General features: G+C 71.4%; 28 protein-coding genes. 9 read left to right on the forward strand and 19 right to left on the reverse strand.

Annotated elements, in window-relative coordinates; translation table 11 throughout:
* Positions 1–57: 57 nt before the first annotated feature.
* The 4 genes from GC092_RS09505 to GC092_RS09520 are packed head-to-tail and all read right to left on the reverse strand — an operon-like array spanning position 58 to position 2270.
* Positions 58–387: a CHY zinc finger protein gene (locus GC092_RS09505; RefSeq protein WP_324011589.1), complete on the reverse strand. Its 330-nt coding sequence runs from the start codon at positions 385–387 to the stop codon at positions 58–60.
* Complete coding sequence (locus GC092_RS09510) at positions 387–980, reverse strand: CbiQ family ECF transporter T component (protein WP_324011590.1); 594 nt, start codon at positions 978–980, stop codon at positions 387–389. Before GC092_RS09510 ends, GC092_RS09505 begins: the two co-directional genes overlap by 1 nt.
* Complete coding sequence (locus GC092_RS09515; RefSeq protein WP_324011592.1) at positions 977–1684, reverse strand: energy-coupling factor ABC transporter ATP-binding protein; 708 nt, start codon at positions 1682–1684, stop codon at positions 977–979. The genes GC092_RS09510 and GC092_RS09515 overlap by 4 nt, the downstream gene beginning before the upstream one ends.
* Positions 1677–2270 carry a biotin transporter BioY gene (locus tag GC092_RS09520; RefSeq protein WP_324011594.1) on the reverse strand — a complete coding sequence of 198 codons (594 nt, stop codon included), beginning with the start codon at positions 2268–2270 and terminating at the stop codon, positions 1677–1679. Before GC092_RS09520 ends, GC092_RS09515 begins: the two co-directional genes overlap by 8 nt.
* A 72-nt stretch (positions 2271–2342) precedes the next feature.
* On the opposite strand from GC092_RS09520, the gene GC092_RS09525 reads away from it, so the two are divergent.
* On the forward strand, positions 2343–2894 hold the full coding sequence (locus GC092_RS09525; RefSeq protein ID WP_282979835.1) for a TetR family transcriptional regulator: 552 nt from the start codon (positions 2343–2345) through the stop codon (positions 2892–2894).
* Positions 2895–2900: 6 nt separating this feature from the next.
* Here GC092_RS09525 and GC092_RS09530 read toward each other — a convergent pair whose 3' ends face one another.
* The 7 genes from GC092_RS09530 to sufB all read right to left on the reverse strand — a co-directional run bounded on the left by GC092_RS09530 (position 2901) and on the right by sufB (position 9584).
* Positions 2901–4304, reverse strand: coding sequence for an MFS transporter (locus GC092_RS09530; RefSeq protein ID WP_324011597.1), 1404 nt, complete (start codon positions 4302–4304; stop codon positions 2901–2903).
* Positions 4301–5455: a MalY/PatB family protein gene (locus tag GC092_RS09535; protein ID WP_324011599.1), complete on the reverse strand. Its 1155-nt coding sequence runs from the start codon at positions 5453–5455 to the stop codon at positions 4301–4303. The genes GC092_RS09530 and GC092_RS09535 overlap by 4 nt, the downstream gene beginning before the upstream one ends.
* Positions 5456–5519: 64 nt before the next feature.
* Complete coding sequence (locus tag GC092_RS09540) at positions 5520–5849, reverse strand: metal-sulfur cluster assembly factor (protein ID WP_271174059.1); 330 nt, start codon at positions 5847–5849, stop codon at positions 5520–5522.
* A 9-nt stretch (positions 5850–5858) separates the two neighbouring features.
* Positions 5859–6629, reverse strand: a complete 771-nt coding sequence (gene sufC / locus GC092_RS09545; RefSeq protein ID WP_271174058.1) for a Fe-S cluster assembly ATPase SufC — start codon at positions 6627–6629, stop codon at positions 5859–5861.
* Position 6630: 1 nt separating this feature from the next.
* Positions 6631–6957, reverse strand: a complete 327-nt coding sequence (locus GC092_RS09550; protein WP_271174057.1) for a non-heme iron oxygenase ferredoxin subunit — start codon at positions 6955–6957, stop codon at positions 6631–6633.
* Positions 6954–8165, reverse strand: a complete 1212-nt coding sequence (gene sufD, locus GC092_RS09555; protein ID WP_271174056.1) for a Fe-S cluster assembly protein SufD — start codon at positions 8163–8165, stop codon at positions 6954–6956. The genes GC092_RS09550 and sufD overlap by 4 nt, the downstream gene beginning before the upstream one ends.
* On the reverse strand, positions 8166–9584 hold the full coding sequence (gene sufB / locus GC092_RS09560; RefSeq protein ID WP_271174055.1) for a Fe-S cluster assembly protein SufB: 1419 nt from the start codon (positions 9582–9584) through the stop codon (positions 8166–8168).
* A 234-nt stretch (positions 9585–9818) separates the two neighbouring features.
* On the opposite strand from sufB, the gene GC092_RS09565 reads away from it, so the two are divergent.
* Positions 9819–10763: a COX15/CtaA family protein gene (locus GC092_RS09565; RefSeq protein WP_324011602.1), complete on the forward strand. Its 945-nt coding sequence runs from the start codon at positions 9819–9821 to the stop codon at positions 10761–10763.
* Here the strand turns inward: GC092_RS09565 and GC092_RS09570 are convergent.
* Both GC092_RS09570 and GC092_RS09575 read right to left on the reverse strand, forming a co-directional pair.
* The gene (locus GC092_RS09570; protein ID WP_271174053.1) at positions 10760–11278 is read right to left on the reverse strand and encodes a YbhB/YbcL family Raf kinase inhibitor-like protein; all 519 of its coding nucleotides are present in this window, start codon (positions 11276–11278) and stop codon (positions 10760–10762) included. The genes GC092_RS09565 and GC092_RS09570 overlap by 4 nt on opposite strands.
* Positions 11279–11309: 31 nt before the next feature.
* Positions 11310–11750: a VOC family protein gene (locus GC092_RS09575; protein ID WP_282979827.1), complete on the reverse strand. Its 441-nt coding sequence runs from the start codon at positions 11748–11750 to the stop codon at positions 11310–11312.
* Between the two features lie 138 nt (positions 11751–11888).
* On the opposite strand from GC092_RS09575, the gene GC092_RS09580 reads away from it, so the two are divergent.
* A complete protein-coding gene (locus GC092_RS09580) occupies positions 11889–12269 on the forward strand; it encodes a dinucleotide-utilizing enzyme (RefSeq protein ID WP_324011604.1) in 381 nt (126 codons plus the stop codon).
* Between the two features lie 26 nt (positions 12270–12295).
* Here GC092_RS09580 and GC092_RS09585 read toward each other — a convergent pair whose 3' ends face one another.
* Complete coding sequence (locus GC092_RS09585; RefSeq protein ID WP_324011606.1) at positions 12296–13786, reverse strand: MFS transporter; 1491 nt, start codon at positions 13784–13786, stop codon at positions 12296–12298.
* A gap of 35 nt (positions 13787–13821) precedes the next feature.
* The gene (locus GC092_RS09590; RefSeq protein WP_271174049.1) at positions 13822–14754 is read right to left on the reverse strand and encodes a heme o synthase; all 933 of its coding nucleotides are present in this window, start codon (positions 14752–14754) and stop codon (positions 13822–13824) included.
* A gap of 292 nt (positions 14755–15046) precedes the next feature.
* Here GC092_RS09590 and tkt point away from each other — a divergent pair, with 292 nt between their 5' ends.
* Genes tkt through pgl form a run of 6 tightly spaced genes read left to right on the forward strand, consistent with a single transcriptional unit; the run spans position 15047 to position 23120 of the window.
* A complete protein-coding gene (gene tkt / locus GC092_RS09595) occupies positions 15047–17143 on the forward strand; it encodes a transketolase (protein ID WP_271174048.1) in 2097 nt (698 codons plus the stop codon).
* Entirely contained in the window at positions 17140–18246 is a 1107-nt protein-coding gene (tal, locus tag GC092_RS09600; RefSeq protein ID WP_271174047.1) for a transaldolase, read from the forward strand. Before tkt ends, tal begins: the two co-directional genes overlap by 4 nt.
* Positions 18243–19841: a glucose-6-phosphate isomerase gene (locus GC092_RS09605; protein WP_271174046.1), complete on the forward strand. Its 1599-nt coding sequence runs from the start codon at positions 18243–18245 to the stop codon at positions 19839–19841. The genes tal and GC092_RS09605 overlap by 4 nt, the downstream gene beginning before the upstream one ends.
* 23 nt (positions 19842–19864) lie before the next feature.
* Positions 19865–21412, forward strand: a complete 1548-nt coding sequence (gene zwf / locus GC092_RS09610; protein ID WP_271174045.1) for a glucose-6-phosphate dehydrogenase — start codon at positions 19865–19867, stop codon at positions 21410–21412.
* Positions 21409–22347 (forward strand): glucose-6-phosphate dehydrogenase assembly protein OpcA, encoded by a 939-nt coding sequence (locus GC092_RS09615; protein WP_271174044.1) that lies wholly within the window; start codon positions 21409–21411, stop codon positions 22345–22347. The genes zwf and GC092_RS09615 overlap by 4 nt, the downstream gene beginning before the upstream one ends.
* Positions 22347–23120 carry a 6-phosphogluconolactonase gene (gene pgl, locus GC092_RS09620; protein ID WP_324011608.1) on the forward strand — a complete coding sequence of 258 codons (774 nt, stop codon included), beginning with the start codon at positions 22347–22349 and terminating at the stop codon, positions 23118–23120. The genes GC092_RS09615 and pgl overlap by 1 nt, the downstream gene beginning before the upstream one ends.
* Positions 23121–23270: 150 nt before the next feature.
* On the opposite strand, the gene GC092_RS09625 is transcribed toward pgl, so the two are convergent.
* The 4 genes from GC092_RS09625 to GC092_RS09640 form a co-directional block, all read right to left on the reverse strand.
* Positions 23271–23624: an RNA polymerase-binding protein RbpA gene (locus GC092_RS09625; protein WP_271174041.1), complete on the reverse strand. Its 354-nt coding sequence runs from the start codon at positions 23622–23624 to the stop codon at positions 23271–23273.
* Positions 23624–23872, reverse strand: a complete 249-nt coding sequence (gene secG, locus GC092_RS09630) for a preprotein translocase subunit SecG (RefSeq protein ID WP_271174040.1) — start codon at positions 23870–23872, stop codon at positions 23624–23626. The genes GC092_RS09625 and secG overlap by 1 nt, the downstream gene beginning before the upstream one ends.
* 98 nt (positions 23873–23970) lie before the next feature.
* Positions 23971–24762 carry a triose-phosphate isomerase gene (gene tpiA, locus GC092_RS09635; RefSeq protein WP_271174039.1) on the reverse strand — a complete coding sequence of 264 codons (792 nt, stop codon included), beginning with the start codon at positions 24760–24762 and terminating at the stop codon, positions 23971–23973.
* Positions 24753–25967: a phosphoglycerate kinase gene (locus GC092_RS09640; protein WP_324011610.1), complete on the reverse strand. Its 1215-nt coding sequence runs from the start codon at positions 25965–25967 to the stop codon at positions 24753–24755. Before GC092_RS09640 ends, tpiA begins: the two co-directional genes overlap by 10 nt.
* Between the last annotated feature and the right edge of the window lie 56 nt (positions 25968–26023).

Below are 26023 nucleotides of genomic sequence, written 5' to 3' on the forward strand. Positions count from 1 at the left end.
GAACGGCCAGCCTCCCAGTATAGGCGGGGGCGCCGCTCGGCCTCCTGGGAGAGGCGCCTACGCGAAGTAGAGGTCGTGGTGGAGGCGGCAGCGCTCGTTGAAGGCCCCGCCGCAGCGGGCGCACGTCGAGGACGAGAGGTACTCCGCGATGGTCGACGTCTCGCCGCAGCGGCCGCACAGGAGCGCGCGCTCACCCGCGGCATCCGCTGGCCACACCTCGCCCGGATGGTCGGCCGCCTCCTCATGGCAGGAGTGGCACGGATACCAGCGGCCGCAGCACGGGAAGCGGATGGCGAGGACGTCGCGCGGCCCGTGCCAGTGCGCGCACCGTGTCTGAGCGTCGACGACCGCGCCGTGGACGAGGTGCTCCCCCACGCGCACGGGCATCACGCGACCCCGCGGGCGGTCAGCGCGTCGGCCACGCCGTCGGCATGGCGCAGCGACATCACGAGCAGCGGCAGCACGGCCCGGAATCCGAGCCTCACGCCCCGCGCGCGCTGTGCCTCGCGGATGCGCCGTGCGAAGTCGGCCACGACGGGCACGAGCGCGATCGTGAGGGAGAGCGTGAACGCGATCCGCCACGGATCCGCGCCGATCCGCGAGAGCGGTCGCAGGAGGCGCTCGAGTGCGGCGAGGAGCTCGTCCGTGCGGGTCGTGAGCGTGAGGAGCGCCGCGAGGAGCACGACCGACGCGACGCGCACGGTGTTGACGAGCGCCGGCGTCGGCCCGAGGAACAGGAGCTGCGTCGCCGCCATGAAGGCGACGATCCACCGCAGCGCCCAGACCTGCCGCAGCCATTCGCGTGGCCCGAAGCCGCCGAGGGCGAAGAGCCCGATGACGAGGACCAGCGCGGCGACCGCGGTGAGGGGCGTGTGCGGCCACAGCGAGATCGCCAGCGCGAGCGCGGCCATGACCGCGAGCTTCGCGCCCGCGGGCATCCGATGGATGACGCTGCCGCCGGGCCGGTACAGCGAGATCACGCGCGCTCCCCCGCGAACTCCGCTCGGTAGCGTGCGATCACGCCGTCAGGCTCGCCGACCTCGATCAGGCGGCCGTGCGCGAACCGGAGCGCGATGTCGCACCGCGCAGCGAGCTCGAGGTCGTGCGTGACGATCACGGTCTGCGCGACGACCTCGTCGATGAGGATGTCCGCGATGCGACGCGCGTTGCCGAGGTCGAGCAGGGTCGTCGGCTCGTCGGCGATGATGAGGCGCGGGCGGCGGATGAGCACCGAGACGAGCGCGAGCAGCTGCTTCTGGCCGCCGGACAGGCTGTAGGCGGGCTGGTCGGCGTGCGCGTCGAGTCCGTGCCGCTCGAGCTCGCGGGCGACGGCCGCGGCGACCTCGCCGCGCGAGAGCCCGCTCCCCTTGAGCGAGAGGGCGACGTCCTCGGCCGGAGTGGGCATGAGGATCTGCGCGTCGGGGTCGGTGAACACGAATCCCACGGCCTCGCGCAGCCGCTTCGGCTCGCGCACGACGTCGATGCCGTGGACCGAGACGACGCCCGACGTCGGCGCGACGAGGCCGTCGAGCACCCGAGCGAACGTCGACTTGCCCGAGCCGTTCGCGCCGATCACCGCGATCCGGCGCTGCGGCAGCTCGACGGAGACGTCCTGCAGGATGCGCGCGCCGCCGACCTCGACCGACACGCGCTCGAGGCGGATGACCCCGCGCGCGTCACTCACCGGCGGCCTGCAGGGCGGGCTGCGGCGTGCGCCGAGGGAACGCGACGGGATAGGCGCGGTGCAGCGCGACCGCGAGCACCGTCGCGGCGGCGGCCTTGATGAGATCGCCCGGCAGGAACACGGCGCTCGCGACGAGAGCATCGCCGAGGGGCAGGCCCATCACGAGGGCCTGCACCGGCACGCCGATCGCGTAGATCACGCCGATCCCGCCGACGACGGCGCCGACGGCCACCCGCCACCACGCGAAGCGACGGCCCGCGTGCGCGATGAGCCCGACGACCGCAGCGCCCGGGATCCAGCCGAGCAGATACCCCGCCGTGGGGCCGACGAAGACGCCGAGCCCGCCGCGCCCGCCGGCGAGGACCGGGAGCCCCACCGCCGTCAGCACGATGACCACGAGCACCGCGGCGGCCGCGTTCCGCCATCCGAGCACCGCGCCGGCGAGCATCACGCCCAGCGTCTGCGCCGTGATCGGCACGCCGACCGGGCCCGGGATCGGGCCGACCAGGCCGAGGGCGATGATGAGAGCGGCGAACACGGCGATGCGCGCGATGTCGCGGCCTTCGAAACGGCTCGTCACGGTCATGGGGGTCTCCTGTCGGCGGGGAACGCGTCCTGAACAGCGTTCACGTGAACGGCGTTCAGTATACTCATGGGCATGGCCGACGCGACGACAGCCCGCAACGATCGCGCCGGCATCGTCGAGGCCGCCCTGCGCATCCTCGACACCCACGGACTGGGCGATCTCACCATGCGGCGGCTCGCGGCCGAGCTCGACGTGCGCGCCAGCGCGCTCTACTGGCACTTCGACAGCAAGCAGGTGCTCCTCGCCGCGCTCGCGGATCGCATCGTGCGGGCGGCGGAGGTCGACGACGACGCCTCGCCGGCCGAGGTCGCGCTCGCCCTCCGCGACGCGCTTCTCGCGCATCGCGACGGCGCCGAGGTCGTGCTGAGCACGCAGGCGCTCGCGCTCGGCGAGGACGCCCCCCGCCGACGGCTCGCCGAGGCGCTCGCCCGGACGCTCCCGCAGGACGACGCCGACCGCGGGGCCGCCATCCTGCTCCCGTTCGTCCTCGGGCACGCGTCGCTCGTGCAGCAGCGGCTGCAGGCCGCCGAGCTGGGTGTCGTGCCGGGTGACGGCGCCGACGCAGCGGATGCCGACTTCCGGCACGGCGTCGCGGTGATCCTCGCGGGTCTCGGCGCCGGCTGAGCGCGCTCAGACCTCGCGCGCGTGGCCCAGGCGCAGCCCGGGGACGAGCGCGGCCAGCGCAAGCAGGAGCCCGATGCCGAAGACCGCGGCGAACGCGCCCGACGCGCCCCCGAGGGCCGTGAACGCGAGCCCCATGACCGCCATCGTCGCCGACGCCCCCACCGAGTCGCTGATCTGGAGCGCCGAGGAGTTGAACCCCTGGTTGCGAGCCGATGAGTAGGCGATCGTGAGCACGGTGAGCCGAGGGTAGACGAGGCCCATGCCGAGTCCCGCGAAGCCCCAGAAGCCGATCGGCACCCAGGCCGGCAGGCCGAGCGCGGCCGTGAGCATGCACGCGGTGAGGGCGACCGCGAGCAGGGCGGCGCCGAGCAGCGCGATGCGGCGGTTCCCCATCCGATCTCCGAATCGCCCCGACAGCTCCGCCGCTGCAGCCCAGGTGAGCGCCGCGACGGTGAGACCGGCCCCCGCCGTCGTCGGAGAGAACCCGAAGCGGTCGATGAGCAGGTACGGCACGTAGATCTCGGCGCCGAAGAGCGCGCCCGCGATGAGCCCGCGCATCACGATGACGCTCGGCAGTCCGCGTGCGAGGCGGATCGTCCGCGCCGGCAGGAGCGGCAGGATGGACGCCGCGACGACGACGAGCGATGCGGCCGCCGCGAGCCAGCCGAGCGCCCCCTCGAACTCGCCGGAGAGGCTGAGCGCGAGGGCCCCGACCGCGACGACGACCGCGAACAGGAGGCGTCGCGCGATGCCGCCCATGTGGGGCTCCTCCGGCGACGTGCGAAGGCCCCGCAGGCTGGGCGCGATCATCGCGAAGGCCGCGACGGTGAGGATCGCGATCCCCGCGAAGACCCACCGCCAGTGGAGATACTGGGCAACGGCGCCCGCGAGCACCGGGCCGACGAGCGAGGGGACGATCCACGCGGCCGAGAACGACGCCATGACCCGACCCTGCACCTGCGCGGGGAAGACGCGTGCGACGACGACGTAGAGCGCGACGACCTGGCCTCCCGAGCCGAGTCCCATGATGAGCCGCCCGACGACGAGCGTCGTCATGTCGCCCGCGAGCGCGTCGATCGCAAGGCCCGCGACGAAGAACAGCGCGGCCGTGAAGAGCGGTGCGACGGGCCCCGTCCGATCCGACCACGCGCCGGCCGCGACCATCCCGATCACCGCGGTCGCGAACGTCCCCGAGAACGCGACAGCGTACAGGGCCTCGCCGTTCAGGTCGCTCGCCACGACCGGCATCACCGTGGTGACGGCGAGGGACTGGAGCGCGGCGAGGAAGATGAGCGCCACCGCGCCGAGCGTCGTGAGGAGGTACGGCCTCCGCCAGATGCTCGGCCCCGCGGTCGCGGGCACGACCGGAACCTGCCCCGACGCGGCGGCGCGGGGATCGACCCCGCTCACGACGCGATGAGCGCGCCGATGCGCCGGATGGCCGCCTCGAGGATCTCCGGTCCGGTGCCGTAGTTGATGCGCGCGAATCCCGCGCCCTCCGCGCCGAAGGACGGTCCGGGGTTGAGCGCGACCTTCGCGTCCTTGAGGATGCGCCGCGACGGGTCGTCGCCCCATCCGAGCGCGCCGAGGTCGACCCAGGCCAGGAAGCCGGCGTCGCCCGGCAGATAGCGCGCGCCGGGCACGTGCTCCGCGAGCAGGTCCGCGAGCAGGGCGCGGTTCGCGTCGAGTCGCGCGATCAGGGCGTCGAGCCATCCGTCGCCGTCCTCGAACGCCGCGATCCCCGCGAGGATGCCGAACAGCCCCGTGCGCCACTCGACCTCCATGGGGATCCGGCTCACGACGGCGTGCGCGGCGTCGGAGGCCGTGACGAAATGCGCGCACTTGAGCCCCGCGAGGTTGAACGCCTTGCTCGCGCTCGTGAGGGCGATGCCGACCTCGGCCGCCGTCTCGCTCGCCGCGAGGAACGGCGTGTACTCCGCGCCGGGCAGCACGAGCGGCGCGTGGATCTCATCGCTGATCACCCACGCGCCATGGCGCGCGGCGATCTCGGCCAGCTCCGCGAGCGCCTCGCGCGCGTGCACCGTGCCGGTCGGATTGTGCGGGTTGCAGAGCAGGATGGCCTTCGCACCGGCCGCGAACGCCGCGTCGATGCCGTCGAGGTCGAGCTGCCAGCCGGCGTCGGTGCGAACCAGGGGGACGCGGATGGCCTCGGTGGCGGACTCCTCGTGCACCGCGAAGAAGGGCGGGTAGACCGGCGGCGTGACGATGACGCCCTCGCCGGGGCCGGCCACCGCGCGGATGGCCTCGGCGACGCCCATCATGACGTCGCACGTCGTGCGCACGCGCGCGGGGTCGACCTCCCAGCCGTAGCGGCGGCTCGCGAAGCCCGCGAACGCCTCCGGATAGCGCGTGCGCGGGGGCACGTACCCCGTGTCGCCGCGCTCGACCGCCGCGCTGAGCGCCTGGGAGATGGCCGGGGCGAGCGGGAAGTCCGTCTCGGCCACGAAGAGCGGCAGGACGTCGGCGGGGTACGTCGCCCACTTCGTGCTCGTTCGGGTGCGCAGGGTCTCCAGGGGCAGGGCGTCGAGCGGCGTGGTCACCCTTCGAGCCTAGACGCGGAACGACCCGGAGCCGCGGCTCCGGGTCGTTCCGTGTCGGTCGGTCTCAGATCGCGAATCCGAGGGCGCGCATCATGTCGCGCCCGTCGTCGGTGATCCGCTCGGGACCCCACGGCGGCATCCACACCCAGTTGATGCGGAAGCGGTCGACCACGCCGTCGAGGGCCTGGGCCGTCTGCTCCTCGAGCACGTCGGTCAGCGGGCACCCGGCGCTCGTGAGCGTCATGTGGATGACGAGCGCGTCGTTCTCGTCGTCCCACGCGAGGTCGTAGATGAGCCCGAGGTCGACGACGTTGACGCCGAGCTCGGGGTCCATGACCTCCTTGAGGGCCTCGATGACCTCGTCGTACTTCTCCGGGGTGAGGGTCGCGGACATGTCGCGAGCCTACGCCTCGATCGGCTCGCCGGGGGCGAAGTACCGGTCGTAGCCCTCGTTCTCGAGGCGCTCGGCGAGCTCCGGCCCGCCCTCCTCGACGACCTGGCCCTTGACCATGACGTGCACGAAGTCCGGCTTGATGTAGCGGAGGATGCGCGTGTAGTGCGTGATGAGGAGGACGCCGAGGCCGGTGTTCTCCTTGGCGCGGTTCACGCCCTCCGAGACGATCTTGAGCGCGTCGACGTCGAGCCCCGAGTCGGTCTCGTCGAGGATGGCCAGCTGCGGCTTGAGGAGCTCGAGCTGGAGGATCTCGTGGCGCTTCTTCTCGCCGCCCGAGAAGCCCTCGTTGACGTTGCGCTGCGCGAACCTGTCGTCCATCCGGAGGTTCTTCATGCCCTCCTTGACCTGCTTGGTCCACGTGCGGATCGCCGGCGCCTCGCCGTCGAGCGCGGTCTTGGCGGTGCGGAGGAAGTTCGTCACCGTCACGCCGGGGATCTCGACCGGGTACTGCATCGCGAGGAACAGGCCGGCGCGGGCGCGCTCGTCGACCGACATCTCGAGGACGTCCTCGCCGTCGAGCGTGATCGAGCCGGAGGTCACGGTGTACTTCGGGTGACCGGCGATGGTCGACGCGAGGGTCGACTTGCCCGAGCCGTTGGGGCCCATGATCGCGTGGGTCTCGCCCGTCTTCACGGTGAGGTTGACGCCGTTGAGGATGGGCGTCGTACCCTCATCGGTCTCGACCGTCACGTGCAGGTCGCGGATCTCGAGGACTGCCATTTCAGATTTCCTTCTTCACATTCGGGTCGATGAGCACGTCGTCGCCGTCGATCTGGACGACGTAGACCGGGACGGGCTCGTAAGCGGGGAGGTTCAGGGGCTTGCCCGTGCGGAGCGAGAAGGCCGAGCCGTGGGCCCAGCACTCGAGCGATTCGCCCTCGACGAAGCCCTCGGACAGCGAGATGTCGCCGTGCGTGCAGACATCGCCGATCGCGTGCACCTCGTCGTTCGAGTCGCGCACGACCGCGATCGGCACGCCGTCGACGACGACCCGCAGCGCGGTGTCCGGCTCGAGCTCGCTGAACGAGCACACACGGGACGCGGTCATGCCGCCGCCCCGTCTGCGAGCTCCTTCTCGATCGCGGCGACGAGCTCGTCCTGCAGGCCCGGCACGTCGATCTTCTGCGCGATCTCGTTCAGGAAGCCGAGGACGACGAGGCGGCGCGCCTCGGCCTCGGTGATGCCGCGCGCCTGGAGGTAGAACAGCTGCTCGTCATCGAATCGACCGGTCGCGGACGCGTGGCCGGCGCCCTTGATGTCGCCGGTCTGGATCTCGAGGTTCGGGATCGAGTCCGCGCGCGCGCCGTTCGTGAGGATGAGGTTGCGGTTCGCCTCGTAGGAGTCGGTCCCGGTCGCGTCGGGGCCGATGAGCACGTCGCCGATCCAGACCGAGCGGGCCGTGAGGCCCTGCAGCGCGCCCTTGTAGAGCACGTCGCCGGTCGTCTCCGGGCCCTTGTGGAAGAGGTAGACCTGGCTCTCGAGGTGCTGCCCGTCGTCGGCGAAGGCGAGGCCGTAGACCTCGCCGTTCGCGCCCTGGCCGGCGAGCTCGACGTTCGGGTTCACCCGGACGACGCCGCCGCCGAAGCTCACGACGACGTGGCGGAGCGTCGCATCGCGGTCGACGCGCGCCTGGTGGGCAGCGGCGTGCACGGCCGAGTCGTCCCACTGCTGCACCGAGACGACCGTGAGCTGGGCGCCGTCGCGCACGAGGATCTCGACGTTCTGCGCGTACTGGGCCGTGCCCGTGTGCCGCAGCACGACGGTGGCCTTCGACAGCTCGAGCGCCTCGATCACGATGTGCGCGTCAGCGCGGCGGTCAGCGCCCTGGCCGTCGACGAGGACGACGATCGGCTCGGCGACCTCCTCCTCGCGCGGAACGCGGATGTGCAGCGCCTCGGCGGCCCCCTGCCAGGCCACGGCGGCCGGCAGGTCCTCGGGCTCGAAGAACTCGCCGCGCGGCGCCGTGCCGGCGGCGAGGGGTGCCGCGGCGTACTGCCCGCCCGAGACGAAGGTCGTGGTCACGCCGTCGTTCGCGTCGGCGACCGCGAAGAGCGGCGCGATGCGGTCGACGGGCGTGTGCTTCCAGTTGACCTCGCGGCCCGTGGGCGTGCCGAAGTCGGCCGGCTCGTAGGAGCGGAGCCGCTCCGAGCGCGTCTGGACGGGGACGACGGCGTCGTCGCGGAGAGCCGCGGCCGGGTCCACGTGAGCGTGCGTGTCCTGCGCCGTCTGCTCCGGCGCCTGCGTCGGGGTCGTCATCTAGCCGACCGATCCTTCCATGCCCATCTCGATGAGCTTGTTGAGCTCCAGTGCGTACTCCATGGGCAGCTCGCGCGCGATCGGCTCGATGAACCCGCGCACGATCATGGCCATCGCCTCGTCCTCGGGGAGGCCGCGGCTCATGAGGTAGAACAGCTGCTCCTCGCTGACCTTCGAGACGGTCGCCTCGTGGCCGAGCTGCACGTCGTCGACGCGGATGTCGATCGCCGGGTAGGTGTCGCTGCGCGAGATCGTGTCGACCAGGAGCGCGTCGCAGCGCACGGTGTTCGCCGAGTGGTGCGCGTTCGCGTCGACGCGCACCTCGCCGCGGTAGCCGGCGCGACCGCCGCCGCGGGCGATCGACTTCGAGACGATCGACGACTGCGTGTACGGCGCCATGTGGATCATCTTCGCGCCGGCGTCCTGGTGCTGGCCGGGGCCCGCGAAGGCGACCGAGAGGGTCTCGCCCTTGGCGCGCTCGCCCATGAGGAAGATCGACGGGTACTTCATCGTCACCTTGGAGCCGATGTTGCCGTCGATCCACTCCATCGTCGCGCCCTCGTGCGCGATCGCGCGCTTGGTGACGAGGTTGTAGACGTTGTTCGACCAGTTCTGGATCGTCGTGTAGCGCACGCGGGCGTTCTTCTTCACGATGATCTCGACGACCGCCGAGTGCAGCGAGTCGCTCTTGTAGATGGGAGCCGTGCAGCCCTCGATGTAGTGGACGTACGAGTCCTCGTCGGCGATGATGAGCGTCCGCTCGAACTGGCCCATGTTCTCCGTGTTGATGCGGAAGTAGGCCTGGAGCGGGATCTCGACGTGGACGCCCTTGGGCACGTAGACGAACGAGCCGCCCGACCAGACGGCCGTGTTCAGCGCGGCGAACTTGTTGTCGCCGGCCGGGATGACCGTGCCGAAGTACTCCTCGAAGAACTCGGGGTGCTCGCGCAGCGCGGTGTCGGTGTCCATGAAGATGACGCCCTGCGCCTCCAGGTCCTCGCGGATCTGGTGGTACACGACCTCCGACTCGTACTGAGCCGCGACGCCCGCGACGAGGCGCTGGCGCTCGGCCTCGGGGATGCCGAGGCGCTCGTACGTGTTCTTGATGTCCTCGGGGAGGTCCTCCCAGGACTGCGCCTGCTTCTCGGTGGAGCGGACGAAGTACTTGATGTTGTCGAAGTCGATCTCGCTGAGGTCGGCGCCCCACGTCGGCATCGGCTTGCGTCCGAAGAGCTGGAGGCCCTTGAGACGGTTCTTGAGCATCCATTCCGGCTCGCTCTTGAGGGCCGAGATGTCGCGCACGACGGCCTCGCTGAGGCCGCGCCTGGCGCTCGCGCCAGCCGCGTCGGCATCGTGCCATCCGAACTCGTACACCCCCAGTCCTTCGAGCTCGGGGCGGTCGATCAGCACATCAGACATGACGCTTCACACTCTCCTCAGGGGTCTCGCAGCGGTGTCATCCGCCCCGGTCGCTCGGAGCGGAGCGGCCGTCTGTGGGACCCGGCTTCCGGCGCGATCGCTCGCGCCTACACTGTTAGTGGATGCGCTGAGCGCACGCGCCCGCATCCTCAGTCACCCACGATTCTACAGGTTCCGCCTCGTTCGGCGCCGTTCGCGCCGGACGCTCAGGCGAACCGCAGGAGGCGCCTCGCCATGCCCGCCGACACCGCACCATCCGCCGCCGCCGACCTGCGCACGCGGTTCGTCTCCTGGCTTCCGACCGCGGTCGACGCGCGCGTGCGCGTCGCGGCCTGGCTGTCGTTCATCGCCGAGACGATCATCATCGGCACGGGCGGCGCCGTGCGCCTCACGGGGTCGGGCCTGGGCTGCTCGGAGTGGCCGCTGTGCACGCCGGAGTCGCTCGTTCCGACCCCGGAGATGGGCGTGCACGGACTCATCGAGTTCGGCAACCGCACGATGACGGGCGTCGTCGGCCTCGTCGCCCTCGCCGTGCTCGTGCTCGTGTGGCGGATGCGCGCCGAGCGCCGCGACCTGTTCGCGCTCGCGGCGATCGTGCTCGGCGGCATCGTCGCGCAGGCCGTGGTCGGCGGCATCACCGTGTGGACGGGGCTGAACCCCTTCATCGTCGGCTTCCACTACGCCGCATCGCTCACCCTCGTGTGCCTGACCGCGGCGTTCCTCGTCCGCGCATACGACGCACCGGGACCGCGCAGCCTCGCGGTCCCCCGCTGGTACCTGATCCTCACGCACGTCACGTCCCTCGTGCTCGCGGTGACCATCCTCTTCGGCGTCCTGACGACCGGCTCCGGCCCGCACTCGGGCGACGCCGAGGTGATCCGCCGCGGGTTCGACGCGACGGTCCTCGCCCACGTGCACTCCTGGCCCGGCTACATCCTGCTCGGGCTCGTCGTCGTGCTCCTCGCGGCCGCCTGGACGCTCCGCCTGCCGACGCGCCGCTGGATGGCCGTGCTGCTGCTCGCGATCGGCGTGCAGATCCTCGTGGGCGTGATCCAGGCGAGGAACGGCCTGCCCGAGCTGCTCGTCGGCATCCACATGGTGCTCGCCGCGCTGTCGGCCGCGACGTTCACGGTGGTCGTGCTGCGGATGAAGACCCCCGCTGCGCTCCCCCGCGACTAATCGGCCGTCGCGGTCGCGACGAGGATGCCGCGGGCCAGCGAGTGGAAATGACGCTGGAATCCGAGGATCGACGGTGTCGCGTCCGACGTGATGTCGAGGTGCTCGACGTCGAGGGCGTCCACGACGAAGAAGTAGCGGTGGACCCCCGTGCCCGGAGGCGGCCCCGCGCCGATGTAGCCGGGGACTCCCGCCTCGTTGCGCAGGGTGATGCCGGGCGTGCGCCCCGCCTCGCCCGTCGCGAACGACGTCACATCGGCGGGCACGTCGTAGACCGCCCAGTGCCAGTAGCCGGCGCCCGTGGGCGCATCCGGGTCGAAGCACGACACGGCGTACGACCGCGTTCCCTCCGGCGCGCCCGACCAGCTGAGCTGGGGCGACGTGTCGGAGCCGCCGCCGGCGGATCCCCACTGCGCGAGAGGCAGCGGCTGCCCCTCGGCGATGTCGGTGCTCGTGAGCGCGAGCGGCGCGAAGCTGCGCAGCGTCGCGAGCTCGGCGTACGGATCGTATGAGAACACAGGACTCCTTCCGATCGGCGTCGCGTCCAGACTAGCGAGAGCGCCGCTGCTCCTCCGCGAGCATCACGAGGATGCCGCTCGGGCCGCGCAGGTAGGTCAGGCGGTAGACCCCCTGGTAGTCCGCGACGCCGCGCAGCGGGCGACAGCCGTGCCGGGCGGCGATCTCGAGCGCCGCATCGAGGTCGTCGACCGAGAACGCGACGCGGTGCATCCCGATCTCGTTCGGGAGGGTCGGCTCCGTCTCGAGCGCATCGGGGTGGAGGTACTCGAAGAGCTCGAGCCGTCCGCTCCCATCCGGCGTCTCGAGCATCGCGATCCGCGCGTGGTTGCCGTCGAGTCCCACCGCCGTGTCCGCCCATTCGCCGCTCACCTCGTCGCGCCCGATGACGGCGAGGCCGAGATCGCGGAAGAACGCGATCGCCTCCTCGAGGTCGCGGACGGCGATGCCGACGTTCTCCATCCTGATGCCCATGGGCGGCACGATAGGCCCGCGGGGGCGCCACCACCAGGGCCGCGGTTCACAGAGGACGCATAGCCCGCGCATCGGCCGCGCCCTGGCCGGGTCGCGAGGGTGGACCCCGCGCCGAGATGCGGCGCACAGAGGAGGATCATGACTCACCCCGCCCGTCTCACCCGCAGCGCCGCGTACTGGACGCTCGTGCTCGCATCCGTGCTCGCGATCGCGGGCGGCCTCGCGCTGTCCCTGCCCCGCATCGGCACCATGGAGGAGATGCTCCTGAACGGCACGGCGACCGGCGTGGAGGTGTACGTCGGCCAGGCCTGGATCACCCTCGCTGCGGGGCTCGTGGGCGCGGGCGCCGTCGGGCTGATCCTCGCGCTCGCCCTCGCCGCCGCGAAGGCCGTCGTCGCGCCGCGCGCCGCCGAAGCGCAGGCCCCGGCGATGTCCGCCGAGGACCAGTCCGCCGACGATGAGCCCGCCGCGCACGTGCACACCGCGCCGGCCGTCTCGGAGCCCGCCGAGGTCCGCTGAGGGCGCAGGTCGGGTGCCGGGGAGGCTCAGGCCTCTCCGGCTCCCGACCGGTCGCGGCGCAGTCGCGACCCCATGTCGATGAGGGCGACAGCGAACGCGACCGCGACGAAGAGCGCGACCGACATGAGCCCGATCGCGTAGGCATCGTGGTACACCTCGAGCGCCGGCTTCTCGGCCGTCTCGCGGTAGATCGTCGCGTAGAAGAGCGACAGACCGACCGCCGTGCCGATCGCGGTGCCGACGCGCTGTCCGAGCTGTCCGATCGATCCGGCGACGCCGCCCTGCACGGGCGGGATCTCGGCGAGAGTGAGCGTCTGGTTGGGCGAGATGACCATGCCGCCGCCGAGGCCGCCCACGACCATCACCGCGGCCATCGCCCAGGGCGTGGCAGCCGGCGGGATGAACAGCGCGGTCACGGCGAGCCCGACGACCGTCGCGAGCACGAGGACGAGGCCGACGACCACCACGGGGCGCCCGAAGCGCCCGACGAGCTGACCGCCGAACCACGACGAGACGGCGCTCACGAGGGCGAACCCGATCGTGACCATGCCGGCGTGCAGCGCGGACACGCCGAGCCCGGTCTGCAGGAAGAGGGTCGTGAGCAGGAACAGGGCAGGTAGGCCCGTGAAGTACGCGGCCATGATGATCGTGCCGTTGCGGAACGACGACACGCGGAACAGGCGCAGCGTGATGAGGGGCGAGCCGCCCCTGCGCTCGTATCCGCGCTCCCACGCGACGAAGGCGGCCGCGAACAGCACGAAGACGACGAGCGTCCACCACCGCTCGGGGGCGTCGTCAGGCGAGCCCGTCGTGAAGAGGAAGGGCAGCATGAGCGCGACGACCGCGACGCCGAAGAGGAGCACGCCCACGGGGTCGAGCGAGACCGGGTCGCGGCTCGGCCTGCGCAGCTCCGGCAGCAGCCACAGGACGAGCCCGAACGCGATCGCGAACAGGGGGACGTTCATCCAGAAGATCCATCGCCATCCGTCGGCCTCCCCGCCGACCGCGATGAGGAGGCCGCCGATCGTGGGGCCGAAGGCCGTGGCGAGGCCGATCATCGCGCCGAAGAGACCGAAGGCTGTGCCGCGCTCCCTGCCCGTGAACAGCTGCTGGATGGTGCCCATCACCTGCGGCATCTGGATGCCCGCTGCCACGCCCTGCAGGAGCCGCGCTGCCAGCAGCACCCAGATGTCGCCCGCGAGCGCGCACGCGGCGCTCGACAGCGTGAAGAGCACGAGGCCGATGAGCAGGAGCGACTTGCGTGACCGCTGGTCGCCGAGGCGACCCATCGGCACGAGCACGAGCCCGAACGCGAGGATGTATCCCGAGACGACGAGCTGGAGCTCGGTCGATCCGGCGCCGAAGGCCGTCTCGATCGCAGGGAGCGCGACGTTGACCTTCGAGATGTCGAGGATCGTGAAGCCCGACACGCTCACGCAGACCCAGAACGCCTCCCACCGGCGGCGGTCGGAGATCGGGATGGAGCGGGTCGGCGGCTGCGCGGGAGGGTTCGTCATCACTCAGAACGCTACCCCTGCGCGTGCCGGACGCGTCAGAACGGCAGCAGCGGGTCGACCGCGACGGCAACGAAGACGAGCGTGAGGTACGTGATCGACGCGTGGAAGACGCGCATCGGGCGCGGTCGGCTCTCGCCGTCCTGCTCGAGCACCGTGCGGTTGTAGAGCCGGTGCGACTCGTAGATGAACCAGCCGCCGAAGACGAGCGCCGACACCGAGTACACGAGGCCCATGCCGGCGACCGGGATGAGCAGGAGCGAGCACGCGACGGTCGCCCATGCGTAGAGGATGATCTGGAGGCCGACCTGGGATCCCGATCGCGTGGCCCCGAGCATCGGGACGTCGGTGTTCTCGTAGTCGACCGCGTACTTGATGGAGAGCGGCCAGTAGTGCGGCGGCGTCCACAGGAACACGAGCGCGAAGAGGATGAAGGGCGCCCAGTCCAGGCCGTTCGTGACGGCGGCCCAGCCGATGAGCACCGGGAAGCACCCGGCGATGCCGCCCCAGACGATGTTCTGCTCGGTGCGGCGCTTGAGGATCATCGTGTAGATCACGACGTAGAAGAAGATCGCGAACGCCGACAGCGACGCCGTCAGGAGATTCGTCGTCGCCAGGAACCAGACGGTCGAGACGATCGCGAGGGTCCACGCGAACACGAGCGCGCTGCGGGGCGAGATCTCCCCCGTCACGATCGGCCGGTTCTCGGTGCGCGCCATGTGCGCGTCGATGTCGCGGTCGATGTACATGTTGAACGCGGCCGCGGAGCCGGCGCTCAGCGATCCGCCGATGACGGTCGCGAGCACGAGCCAGAGGTTCGGGACGCCGTTCGCGGCGAGGAACATGACCGGCACGGTCGACACGAGCAGCAGCTCGAGCACGCGCGGCTTCGTGAGCGCGACGTACGCGCGGATCTTCCGGCCGAGACGCTGACGCGAGGTCCGATCCGAATCGACGATCGTCGTGGACATGCGCTCACGTCTCCCCTCGGCTGGCACAGGCACATCCGATTCTAGGCCATCGGCGCGCCGCCCGGATCCTCCTCACACCCGTGCGGCCGGCGTCGTGAGACGCACGTCACCCGCGCGTCACAGCGCTCTGCCACACTCGGCGCAACCGGTCGTCACAGACCGGCACGCCCCATCCGCCGCGAGGCTATGCTGGGGCCAGAAACGCGCGCCCGAGTGCCGTCTGCTTCGCCTGTGTTACGGGATCCGCGGACCGAGAGCCGGGCGCACAAGCCCCACCACGAAAGGCGGTCCGGTGTCGGAACTGCGTTGGGATGAGATCGATCGGCGCGCTGTGGACACAGCACGCCTGCTGGCGGCAGACGCCGTGGAGAAGGTCGGCAACGGCCACCCGGGAACGGCGATGAGCCTCGCTCCCGCGGCGTACCTCCTGTACCAGCGGGTGCTGCGGCACGACCCTGCGGACACGCAGTGGCCCGGTCGCGACCGGTTCATCCTGTCCGCTGGCCACTCCTCGCTGACCCAATACGTGCAGCTGTACCTCGGCGGCTTCGGGCTCGAGCTCGACGACCTCAAGGCACTGCGCACGTGGGGCTCGCTGACCCCCGGCCACCCCGAGTACGGCCACACGAAGGGCGTCGAGATCACGACCGGCCCGCTCGGTCAGGGCCTGGCCTCGTCGGTCGGCTTCGCGTACGCGGCGCGCTACGAGCGCGGCCTGTTCGACCCCGAGGCGCCGGCGGGCGAGAGCCCGTTCGACCACCACATCTACGTGATCGCGGGCGACGGCGACCTGCAGGAGGGCGTCACGAGCGAGGCCGGCTCGCTCGCGGGCCACCAGCAGCTCGGCAACCTCATCGCGATCTACGACTCGAACCAGATCTCGATCGAGGACGACACGAACGTCGCCTTCACCGAGGATGTCGCCGCGCGCTACGAGGCGTACGGCTGGCAGGTGCTCACGGTCGACTGGAAGAAGTCGGGCGAGTACGTCGAGGACGTGCAGGAGCTGTTCGCGGCGATCGAGGCGGCCAAGGCCGAGACCTCGAAGCCGTCGCTCATCATCCTGAAGACGATCATCGGCTACCCCTCGCCGGGCAAGCAGAACTCCGGCAAGATCCACGGCGCGAAGCTCGGCGCCGAGGAGCTCGCCGCGACGAAGAAGGTCCTCGGGTTCGACCCCGAGGAGCACTTCGCGGTCGCCGACGACGTGATCGCGCACACGCGCCAGCTCGTCGAGCGCGGCGCCGCCGCGCACGCCGAGTGGCAGAAGGCGTTCGACGCGTGGGCCGAGGCGAACCCCGAGCGCAAGGCGCTGTGGGACCGCCTGCAGGCGGGCGAGCTGCCCGAGGGCATCGAGAGCGCGCTTCCCGTGTTCGAGGCGGGCAAGGACGTGTCCACGCGCGCCGCGTCGGGCCAGGTCATCAACGCCCTCGCGGCCGAGCTGCCCGAGCTGTGGGGCGGCTCCGCCGACCTCGCCGAGTCGAACCTCACGACGATCAAGGACGCCGCGTCGTTCATCCCCGCCGAGTGGTCGACGCACGAGTGGTCGGGCAACCCCTACGGCCGCGTGCTGCACTTCGGCATCCGCGAGCACGCGATGGGCGCCATCCTCAACGGCATCGTCCTGCACGGCCCGACGCGCGCCTTCGGCGGCACGTTCCTCATCTTCAGCGACTACATGCGCCCCGCGGTCCGTCTCGCGGCGCTCATGAACGTGCCCAGCGTGTTCGTCTGGACGCACGACTCCGTCGCCCTCGGCGAGGACGGCCCGACGCACCAGCCCGTCGAGCAGCTCGCGACGCTCCGCTCGATCCCGAACCTCGCCGTCGTGCGTCCCGCGGACGCCAACGAGACGGGCGTCGTGTGGCTCGAGATCCTGCGTCGCCGTCAGGGCCCCGCGGGCATCGCGCTCACGCGTCAGAACATCCCCGTCTACGAGCGCGGCGACGGGGAGGCGCGCGGGGACGTGTTCGCCTCCGCGGCCCACGCCGTCAAGGGCGCCTACGTCCTGGCCGAGGCGCCGAACGGCACGCCCGATGTCATCCTCATCGCGACGGGCTCCGAGGTGCAGCTCGCCGTCGAGGCGCGCGAGCGCCTCGCGGCCGACGGCGTGAACGCGCGCGTCGTGTCCGCGCCGTCGCTCGAGTGGTTCGCCGAGCAGAGCGAGGAGTACCGCGAGAGCGTGCTGCCCTCGTCCGTCACCGCGCGCGTCTCGGTCGAGGCGGGCGTCGCGCTCACGTGGCGCGGCATCGTCGGCGACAAGGGCCGCTCGGTCTCCATCGAGCACTTCGGCGCCTCCGCCGACTACAAGACGCTGTTCGAGAAGTTCGGCATCACCGCGGACGCCGTCGTGGCGGCCGCACGCGAGACCCTCAAGGAGAACGCATGACCTCCCCCACCGCAGACCTGTCCGCCGCCGGCGTCAGCATCTGGCTCGACGACCTGTCGCGCTCGCGCATCACGTCGGGCAACCTGCACGAGCTCATCGAGACGCGCGACGTCGTCGGCATCACGACGAACCCGACGATCTTCCAGGGCGCGATCTCGGCGCACGTGGGCTACGAGGACTCGATCGCGGCGCAGGCCGCGGCGGGCGCCTCGGCCGACGACGCGATCTTCGCGCTCACGACGACCGACGTGAGCGACGCCTGCGACATCTTCCGTCCGATCTACGACCGCACGAACGGCGTGGACGGGCGCGTGTCGATCGAGGTCTCCCCCGACCTGGCCCACGACACCGAGGGCACGATCGCGCAGGCGAAGCAGCTCCACGCGGCCGTCGACCGCGAGAACGTCCTCATCAAGATCCCCGCGACGAAGGCGGGCCTGCCCGCCATCACCGAGGTGATCGGCGCGGGCATCTCCGTCAACGTCACGCTGATCTTCAGCCTCGAGCGCTACGCCGAGGTCATCGACGCCTACCTCGCCGGCCTCGAGAAGGCGAAGGAGGCCGGGCACGACCTGTCGGGCATCCACTCCGTCGCGTCGTTCTTCGTGTCGCGCGTGGACACCGAGGTCGACAAGCGCCTCGCGGCGATCGGCACGGACGAGGCGCTCGCGCTCAAGTCGAAGGCCGGCCTCGCCAACGCGCGCCTGGCGTACGAGCTGTTCGAGCAGAAGTTCGCGGAGGACCGCGCGAAGGGCCTGCTCGCCGCCGGCGCGAACCTGCAGCGTCCGCTGTGGGCCTCGACCGGCGTCAAGGACCCGGCGCTTCCCGACACCCTCTACGTGACCGAGCTCGTCGCGCCGGGCGTCGTCAACACGATGCCCGAGAAGACGCTCCAGGCCACGTTCGACCACGGCGTCGTCACGGGCGACACCGTGACGGGCGCGTACGAGGACGCGCGCGAGGTCTTCTCCGCGCTCGCGGGCGTGGGCGTCGACTTCGCCGACGTGACCCAGGTGCTCGAGGACGAGGGCGTCGAGAAGTTCATCGCGTCGTGGCACGACCTCCAGGAGACCGTGCGCACCGCGCTGGAGTCCGCCAAGTGACATTCGCCATCCGCGTGTCCGGTGCGGCGAGGACCGCCGCAGAGGAGGCCGTTCCCGGCCTCGTCGCGGACCTCGTCGCATCGGGCATCACCGCCGAGGACCCCACCCTGTGGGGCTCCTCGGCGGAGGGCGAGGCGGCGCGCCGGCTCGGCTGGGTCCAGGCCGTCGCGAACTCGCGCCCGCTCGTCGCGGAGATCGTCGCCCTGCGCGACGACCTCCGCGCGCGCGGCGTGGACCGCATCGTCCTCTCGGGGATGGGCGGCTCGTCGCTCGCCCCCGAGGTGATCGCGCGCTCGGCCGGCGTCGAGCTCGACATCCTCGACTCGACCTCCCCGGGCGACGTGCTGGCCGCTCTGGACGGCGGCCTCGAGCGCACGGCGCTCGTCGTCTCGTCGAAGTCCGGCTCGACCGTCGAGACCGACGCGCACCGCCGCGTCTTCGAGACCGCCTTCCGCGATCTCGGCATCGACCCCGCAGAGCGCATCGTCGTCGTGACCGACCCGGGCTCGCCGCTCGACACGGCTGCCCGAGAGGCCGGCTATCGCGTCTTCGCCGCCGACCCCGAGGTGGGCGGCCGCTACTCCGCCCTCACGGCGTTCGGCCTCGTGCCGAGCGGCCTCGCCGGCGCGGACATCGAGCGGCTGCTCGACGAGGCGGAGGCCGTGATGCTCGACGTCGCGATCGACTCGCCGTCGAACCCCGCTCTCGTGCTGGGAGCGGCGATCGCCGCGACCGAGCCGCGCCGCGACAAGCTCGGCCTCATCGCCGACGGCACGCGCCTCGAGGGACTCCCCGACTGGATCGAGCAGCTGCTCGCCGAGTCCACGGGCAAGGACGGCAAGGGCATCCTGCCGGTCGTCCTCCTCCCGGTCTCCCCCGAGGTCGAGCAGACGCCGTCCGACATGCAGCTCGTGCGCATCGTCGACGACGTCGACGATGCGCCGCACCACAACCCCGGCGAGGTGCTCGTGAGCGGAGCGCTCGGCGAGCAGTTCCTCGTGTGGGAGTACGCGGTCGCGGTCGCGTCGCGTCTCATCGGGGTGAACCCGTTCGATCAGCCCGACGTCGAGTCGGCGAAGGAGGCCGCGCGCGGACTTCTCGCGCAGCGTCCCGAGCCCGCCGCCCCCGCCTTCACGGAGGACGGCGTCGAGGTGCGCGTGAGCGACCCCGCACTCGCCGAGTCGGGGACGATCGCGGGCGTCCTGGACGCGCTGTGGGCGCGTCTGCCGGAGGACGGGTACGTCTCGATCCAGGCCTACGTCGCGCGCACCGAGGTGCCGCAGCTCGACGGCCTGCGCGAGATGGTCGCCGCCGACTCGGGTCGCCCCGCGACCTTCGGGTGGGGGCCGCGGTTCCTCCACTCGACCGGGCAGTATCACAAGGGCGGCCCCGCGCAGGGCGTCTTCGTGCAGATCACGGAGCGCACGCCGGTCGACCTCGAGATCCCCGGTCTCCCCTTCACGTTCGGGCAGCTCATCGAGGCGCAGGCCGACGGCGACGCGAAGGTCCTGGCCGCGCTCGGCCGGCCCGTCGTGACGCTCACTCTCACCGATCCCCAGACCGAGGTTCTCTCGCTGTTCGAAGCAGCGCAGTAAGGGCAAGAGGAGTCCCCCCTTTCATGACCGTTGACATCTCGCGCGGCGTCAATCCGCTGCGCGATCCCGATGACCGCCGCCTCAACCGCATCGCGGGGCCCAGCGCCCTCGTGATCTTCGGTGTTACCGGCGATCTCTCGCGCAAGAAGCTCATGCCCGCGGTGTACGACCTGGCCAACCGCGGCCTGCTGCCCCCCGGCTTCGCACTGGTCGGGTTCGCCCGCCGTGACTGGGAGGACGAGGACTTCGCCCAGGTGGTGCAGGAGGCCGTCAAGCAGCACGCGCGCACCGAGTACCGCGAGGAGACCTGGCAGCAGCTCGCGCAGGGCATCCGCTTCGTGCAGGGCGAGTTCGACGACCCCGCGGCATTCCGCCGTCTGCGCGAGACCGTCGACACCCTCGACGTCGAGCGCGGGACGATGGGCAACCACGCGTTCTACCTGTCGATCCCGCCGAAGTCGTTCCCCGTCGTCGCGCAGCAGCTGCTCGAGTCGGGGCTCGTCGATGACAAGCCCGACGACAACCGCTGGCGCCGCGTGGTCATCGAGAAGCCGTTCGGCCACGACCTCGAGTCCGCGCGCGAGCTCAACGACGCCCTCGAGGCCGCGTTCCCGGCCGACTCGATCTTCCGCATCGACCACTACCTCGGCAAGGAGACGGTCCAGAACATCCTGGCGCTGCGCTTCGCGAACGAGCTGTACGAGCCGATCTGGAACCGCAACTACGTCGACCACGTGCAGATCACGATGGCCGAGGACATCGGCGTGAGCGGTCGTGCGGGCTACTACGACGGCGTCGGCGCAGCGCGCGACGTCATCCAGAACCACCTGCTGCAGCTGCTCGCCCTCACCGCCATGGAGGAGCCGATCAGCCTCTCCGCCGAGCACCTGCGCGCGGAGAAGGAGAAGGTGCTCGCGGCCGTCACGCTGCCGGCCGACCTCTCCACGGCGACCGCGCGCGGGCAGTACGCGGGCGGATGGCAGGGCGGGAAGAAGGTGACCGGCTTCCTCGAGGAGGACGGGATGAGCCCCGAGTCGCGCACGGAGACGTACGCGGCCATCAAGCTCGACATCAACACCCGCCGCTGGGCCGGAGTGCCGTTCTACGTCCGCACGGGCAAGCGCCTCGGGCGTCGTGTGACCGAGATCGCGGTCGTGTTCAAGCGCGCCCCCGAGCACCTGTTCTCGCGCGGCCAGACGAGCGAGCTCGGCCAGAACGCGCTCGTCATCCGCGTGCAGCCGGACGAGGGCGTGACGCTGCGCTTCGGCTCGAAGGTCCCGGGCGCCGGCACGAACGTCCGCGACGTCACGATGGACTTCGGGTACGGCCACGCGTTCACCGAGGCCAGCCCCGAGGCGTATGAGCGGCTCATCCTCGACGTGCTGCTCGGCGACCCGCCCCTGTTCCCCCGCCACGAGGAGGTCGAGCTGTCCTGGCGCATCCTCGACCCCGTGGAGGAGTACTGGGCTTCGCTCGACGAGCCGCTCGAGCAGTACGACTCGGGGTCGTGGGGGCCGGCATCCGCCGACGCGCTCCTCGCCCGCGACGGCCGCGTTTGGAGGCGCCCGTGATCATCGACCTTCCCGACACCAGCGTCAGCGAGGTCGCCAAGCGCCTCGTCTCCGTGCGCGAGGAGGGCGGCGCGGTCGCTCTCGGCCGCGTGCTCACGCTCATCATCAAGTCGAAGCGGACGCTCGACGAGGCCGTCATCGACGCCGCGAACGACGCGTCGCGCGAGCACCCGATGCGCGTCATCGTGCTCGTGACCGACCCGCGCGGCGAGGCGAGGCTCGACGCCGAGATCCGCGTGGGCGGCGACGCGGGCGCGAGCGAGGTCATCGTGCTGCGCGCATTCGGCCCTGCGGCGAGCAACGAGGAGACCCTCATCACCGGCCTGCTGCTGCCCGACGCGCCCGTCGTCGTGTGGTGGCCCGACGAGCCGCCCGCACGCCCCGGCAAGGACGCGCTCGGCCGCATCGCCCAGCGGCGCATCACCGACACGTCCACCGCTCCGTACGCGCCGGACCGCCTGCGCCAGCTCGACCTCGTCTACACGCCCGGCGACACCGACCTCGCGTGGACCCGCCTCACGCGCTGGCGCGAGCAGCTCGCGGCGGTGCTCGACCAGCCGCCGTTCGAGCCCGTCACGGCCGTCGAGGTGCGCGGCGCCTCGACGTCTCCGTCGACCGCCCTCCTCGCCGCCTGGCTCGGGATGGCACTCGACGTGCCCGTCGAGTGGTGCTACGAGGCGCCCGAGCGCTGGAACCACGGCATCCACTCCGTCGTGCTGCACCGCGCGGGGGGCGACATCGTGCTCGAGCGCACGAGCGCGACGCACGCGCGCCTCACCCAGCCGGGCCAGCCCGACCACGTGCTCCTCCTCCCCCGCCGCTCGCTGCGCGAGTGCATCGCCGAGGAGCTGCGTCGGCTCGACCCCGACCTGCTTTACGGCCGCGTCCTCACGGACGGCTGGGAGCGCCTGGGGCCGCCCACGGAGGAATTCTGATGGCCGACGCCGACACGCGGGTCGTCGTCCAGCCCGACAAGCCCGCGCTCGCGGAGCACGTCGCGAACCGCTTCGTGGGACTGCTCGCGCAGCTCACCCAGCTCTCGCGCCCCGTGCACGTGTCGCTCACGGGCGGCTCGATGGGCATCGCGGTCCTCGAGGCGACGGCCGCGCACCCCTGGCGGGACAACATCGACTGGTCGCTCGTCCACCTGTGGTGGAGCGACGAGCGGTTCGTGCCGCGCGGCGATGCCGAGCGCAACGCGGGTCAGGCCCGCGCGGCGCTCATCGACCGCATCGCCATCCCGGCCGAGAACGTCCACGAGCCGGCGGCAGCCGACGACGGGGTCACCCTCGACGAGGCGGCGACGGCCTACGCGGACGAGCTCGCGCGCTTCGCGTCGTCGGAGGAGCGCCGCTTCCCCGCGTTCGACGTGTGCTTCCTCGGCGTCGGCCCCGACGGCCACGTCGCCTCGCTCTTCCCCGATCGCGGGGAGGTCGCGGTGACCGACGCCGTGGTGCTGCCGGTGCGCGACTCCCCCAAGCCGCCGCCCGAGCGCGTCACGTTCACCCGCCCCGTCATCAACGGCTCCGCGCGGGTGTGGATGGTGCTGGCCGGCGCCGACAAGGCGTCGGCTCTCGGGCTCGTGATGGCCGGCGCGAGCTACGCGTCCGTGCCGGCGGCGGGCGCGTACGGCACCGAGCAGACGATCGTGTTCACCGATGCGGCCGCGGCCGCCGAGGTGCCCGACGACCTCATCGACCCCGACTGAGCTCCGCGAGCGCAGCGAGCCGCCTCCGGTCGTTGAGCGAGCGAAGCGAGGCGAAACGCTCCGCGAGCGCAGCGAGCCGCGTCCGGTCGTTGAGCGAGCGAAGCGAGAAGGCCCCCGATCCTCAGGATCGGGGGCCTTCTCGCAGATCGGCTACTGGCCGCGCTTCTCGCGGAGCTTCTGCAGCGCGTCGCCGAGGAGCTCTTCGGCCTCCTCGTCCGTGCGGCGCTCCTTCACGTACGCGAGGTGCGTCTTGTAGGGCTCGTTGCGCGAGGCCTCCGGCGGGTTCTCGCGGTCGCGCCCCGCAGGCAGCCCGGAGTGCGGATGGTCGATGACGTCGGGGATCTCCTCCTCGGCCACGCCCGCCGCGTAGTACCGCACGGTCTCGTTGCCGAGCGCATCCCAGTACGACACCGCCACGCGATCGGCGTGGTGGCCGTGGTCCTGCTCGCCCATAGGGCCCGATCCGACGCGCGTCCCGCGGATCGCGTTGCCGCCGACGGCCATCAGATCACCTGGAACTTGGTGATGAGGCCCAGGCCGACGATGGAGAGGAACCACACCAGCGCGAGGATGACGGTCAGGTAGTTCAGGTTGCGCTCGGCGAGGCCCGACGAGCCCACGGCCTGCGACATCCCGCCGCCGAACATGTCGGAGAGCCCGCCGCCGCGGCCCTTGTGCAGGAGGATGAGCAGCGTCAGCAGGAGGCTGGTGACGCCCAGGATGACCTGGAGGATGAACTCGAGAACTTCCACGGAGAGCCTTTCGTGAGTGCGCGCGTGCGCCGCGCACAGGAGTTCAGTATACGGCGAGGGGCATGCGGCCCGAGCGCACGCGCCCGGGCCGCATGCGCTCACACGCCGACGTGCTTCTCGAAGCGGATGATCGAGGCGAACTCGTCGACCTTGATGCTGGCTCCGCCGACGAGCGCGCCGTCGACGTCGGGCTCGCGCATGAAGCTCGCGATGTTGGCCGCCTTGACCGAGCCGCCGTAGAGCACGCGCGTGCGCGCCGCGGTGTCGGCGCCGAGCCGGTCGGCGAGCACCTCGCGGAGCTTCGCGCACACCTCCTGCGCCTGCTGCGGCGTCGCGGCCTGGCCCGATCCGATCGCCCAGACCGGCTCGTAGGCGACGACGATCTCGGCGTCAGCGGGCACGCCCGCGATCGCCTTCTCGAGCTGCGCGACCGGCACGGCGCTCGCGCCGTGCTTCTCGAGGTCCTCGCTCGTCTCGCCCACGCAGATCACCGGGACGAGCTCGTGGCGCAGCGCGGCCTGGACCTTCGCGGCGACGACCTCGTCGGTCTCCGCGTGGTACTCGCGGCGCTCCGAGTGCCCGATGATGACCTGCGACACGGCGAGCTTCTTGAGGAACGCGCCCGAGATCTCGCCCGTGTAGGCGCCCTCGTCGTGCGTCGACAGGTCCTGCGCGCCCAGCGTGAACGCGATCTTGTCGGCGTCGAGGAGCGTCTGCACGCTGCGCAGGTCGGTGAACGGCGGGAAGACCGCCACCTCGACGCTGCCGTCCTCGTGCTTGGCGTCCTTGAGAGCCCAGTGCAGCTTCTGCACGAGCGCGACCGCCTGCAGGTGGTCGAGGTTCATCTTCCAGTTCCCCGCGATCAGCGGGGTCCTCTTCGTCACGCCCATCCGAGCACCTCCAGTCCGGGAAGCTTCTTGCCCTCGAGGAACTCGAGGCTGGCACCGCCGCCGGTCGAGATGTGACCGAACGCCGAGTCGTCGAACCCGAGCTGGCGCACGGCGGCCGCGGAGTCTCCGCCGCCGACGACGCTGAGTCCGTCGACCTCGGTGAGCGCCTGCGCCACAGCCTTCGTGCCCGCCGCGAACGGCTCGAGCTCGAACACGCCCATCGGGCCGTTCCAGAACACGGTCTTCGACCCGCGGATGGCCTCGGCGAACGCCGCCGAGGTCTCCGGTCCGATGTCGAGCCCGAGGCCCGAGGCGCCGAAGGGCGACTCCTCGATCGCGTCGGCCGCGGTCACGACGTACTCCGCGTCGGCGCCGAACTTCGAGGCCACGACCACGTCGGTCGGGAGGATCAGCTGCACGCCCTTCTCCTCCGCCGTGCGGATGTACCCCTGGGCGGTCTCGATCTGGTCGGCCTCGAGGAGGCTCGACGCGACCTTGTGGCCCTGCGCGGCGAGGAACGTGAAGAGCATGCCGCCGCCGATGAGGATGCGGTCGACCCGCGGGAGCAGGTGGTCGATGACGCCGAGCTTGTCGGACACCTTCGATCCGCCGAGCACGACCGTGTACGGGCGCACCGGGCTCTCGGTCAGGGTGTCCAGCACCTCGAGCTCCTTGGCGATGAGCAGGCCGGCGGCGCTCGGGAGCTTCTGGGCGAGGTCGTAGACGCTCGCCTGCTTGCGGTGCACGACGCCGAACCCGTCGGACACCATCACATCGGCGAGCTCGGCGAGCTGATCGGCGAAGGCGCCGCGCTCTGCGTCGTCCTTCGCGGTCTCGCCGGCGTTGAAGCGCAGGTTCTCGAGCACGGCGAGCTGGCCGTCCTCGAGTGCGCCGGCGGTCTCGCGCGCGGAGTCGCCGACCGTGTCCGTCGCGAAGGCGACAGGGCGGTCGAGCAGCTCGGCGAGACGGTCCGCGACCGGCTTGAGGCTGTACTGGGGGTCGGGCTCGCCCTTCGGGCGCCCGAGGTGCGAGACCGCCACGACGCGAGCGCCCGCGTCGAGCAGGGCGGTCAGCGTGGGCAGCGACGCGCGGAGGCGGCCGTCATCGGTGATGACGCCGTCCGCGAGCGGGACGTTGAAGTCGCATCGGATGATGACGCGCTTGCCGGCGAGATCGCCGAGGGTATCGAGTGTTCGCAGTGACATCGTTTCTCAATCTACAGGCGGGAAGCCCGCCGGCACGGGTGCAGACCACATGCCGA

It is taken from the genome of Microbacterium sp. JZ37, assembly GCF_035188445.1.
In the GTDB taxonomy this organism is placed as follows: Bacteria; Actinomycetota; Actinomycetes; order Actinomycetales; family Microbacteriaceae; genus Microbacterium; species Microbacterium barkeri.

What these genes read in the sequence shown, in the direction of transcription:
- GC092_RS09580 (WP_324011604.1), top strand. Translation starts at nt 11,889, where the DNA reads ATGACTCACCCCGCCCGTCTCACCCGCAGCGCCGCGTACTGGACGCTC.
- GC092_RS09590 (WP_271174049.1), bottom strand. Translation starts at nt 14,754, where the DNA reads ATGTCCACGACGATCGTCGATTCGGATCGGACCTCGCGTCAGCGTCTC.
- GC092_RS09625 (WP_271174041.1), bottom strand. Translation starts at nt 23,624, where the DNA reads ATGGCCGTCGGCGGCAACGCGATCCGCGGGACGCGCGTCGGATCGGGC.
- GC092_RS09505 (WP_324011589.1), bottom strand. Translation starts at nt 387, where the DNA reads ATGCCCGTGCGCGTGGGGGAGCACCTCGTCCACGGCGCGGTCGTCGAC.
- tal (WP_271174047.1), top strand. Translation starts at nt 17,140, where the DNA reads ATGACCTCCCCCACCGCAGACCTGTCCGCCGCCGGCGTCAGCATCTGG.
- tpiA (WP_271174039.1), bottom strand. Translation starts at nt 24,762, where the DNA reads ATGGGCGTGACGAAGAGGACCCCGCTGATCGCGGGGAACTGGAAGATG.
- GC092_RS09575 (WP_282979827.1), bottom strand. Translation starts at nt 11,750, where the DNA reads ATGGGCATCAGGATGGAGAACGTCGGCATCGCCGTCCGCGACCTCGAG.
- GC092_RS09525 (WP_282979835.1), top strand. Translation starts at nt 2,343, where the DNA reads ATGGCCGACGCGACGACAGCCCGCAACGATCGCGCCGGCATCGTCGAG.
- GC092_RS09565 (WP_324011602.1), top strand. Translation starts at nt 9,819, where the DNA reads ATGCCCGCCGACACCGCACCATCCGCCGCCGCCGACCTGCGCACGCGG.
- GC092_RS09640 (WP_324011610.1), bottom strand. Translation starts at nt 25,967, where the DNA reads ATGTCACTGCGAACACTCGATACCCTCGGCGATCTCGCCGGCAAGCGC.
- GC092_RS09550 (WP_271174057.1), bottom strand. Translation starts at nt 6,957, where the DNA reads ATGACCGCGTCCCGTGTGTGCTCGTTCAGCGAGCTCGAGCCGGACACC.
- sufD (WP_271174056.1), bottom strand. Translation starts at nt 8,165, where the DNA reads ATGACGACCCCGACGCAGGCGCCGGAGCAGACGGCGCAGGACACGCAC.
- sufB (WP_271174055.1), bottom strand. Translation starts at nt 9,584, where the DNA reads ATGTCTGATGTGCTGATCGACCGCCCCGAGCTCGAAGGACTGGGGGTG.
- GC092_RS09540 (WP_271174059.1), bottom strand. Translation starts at nt 5,849, where the DNA reads ATGTCCGCGACCCTCACCCCGGAGAAGTACGACGAGGTCATCGAGGCC.
- sufC (WP_271174058.1), bottom strand. Translation starts at nt 6,629, where the DNA reads ATGGCAGTCCTCGAGATCCGCGACCTGCACGTGACGGTCGAGACCGAT.
- pgl (WP_324011608.1), top strand. Translation starts at nt 22,347, where the DNA reads ATGGCCGACGCCGACACGCGGGTCGTCGTCCAGCCCGACAAGCCCGCG.
- GC092_RS09585 (WP_324011606.1), bottom strand. Translation starts at nt 13,786, where the DNA reads ATGACGAACCCTCCCGCGCAGCCGCCGACCCGCTCCATCCCGATCTCC.
- GC092_RS09520 (WP_324011594.1), bottom strand. Translation starts at nt 2,270, where the DNA reads ATGACCGTGACGAGCCGTTTCGAAGGCCGCGACATCGCGCGCATCGCC.
- zwf (WP_271174045.1), top strand. Translation starts at nt 19,865, where the DNA reads ATGACCGTTGACATCTCGCGCGGCGTCAATCCGCTGCGCGATCCCGAT.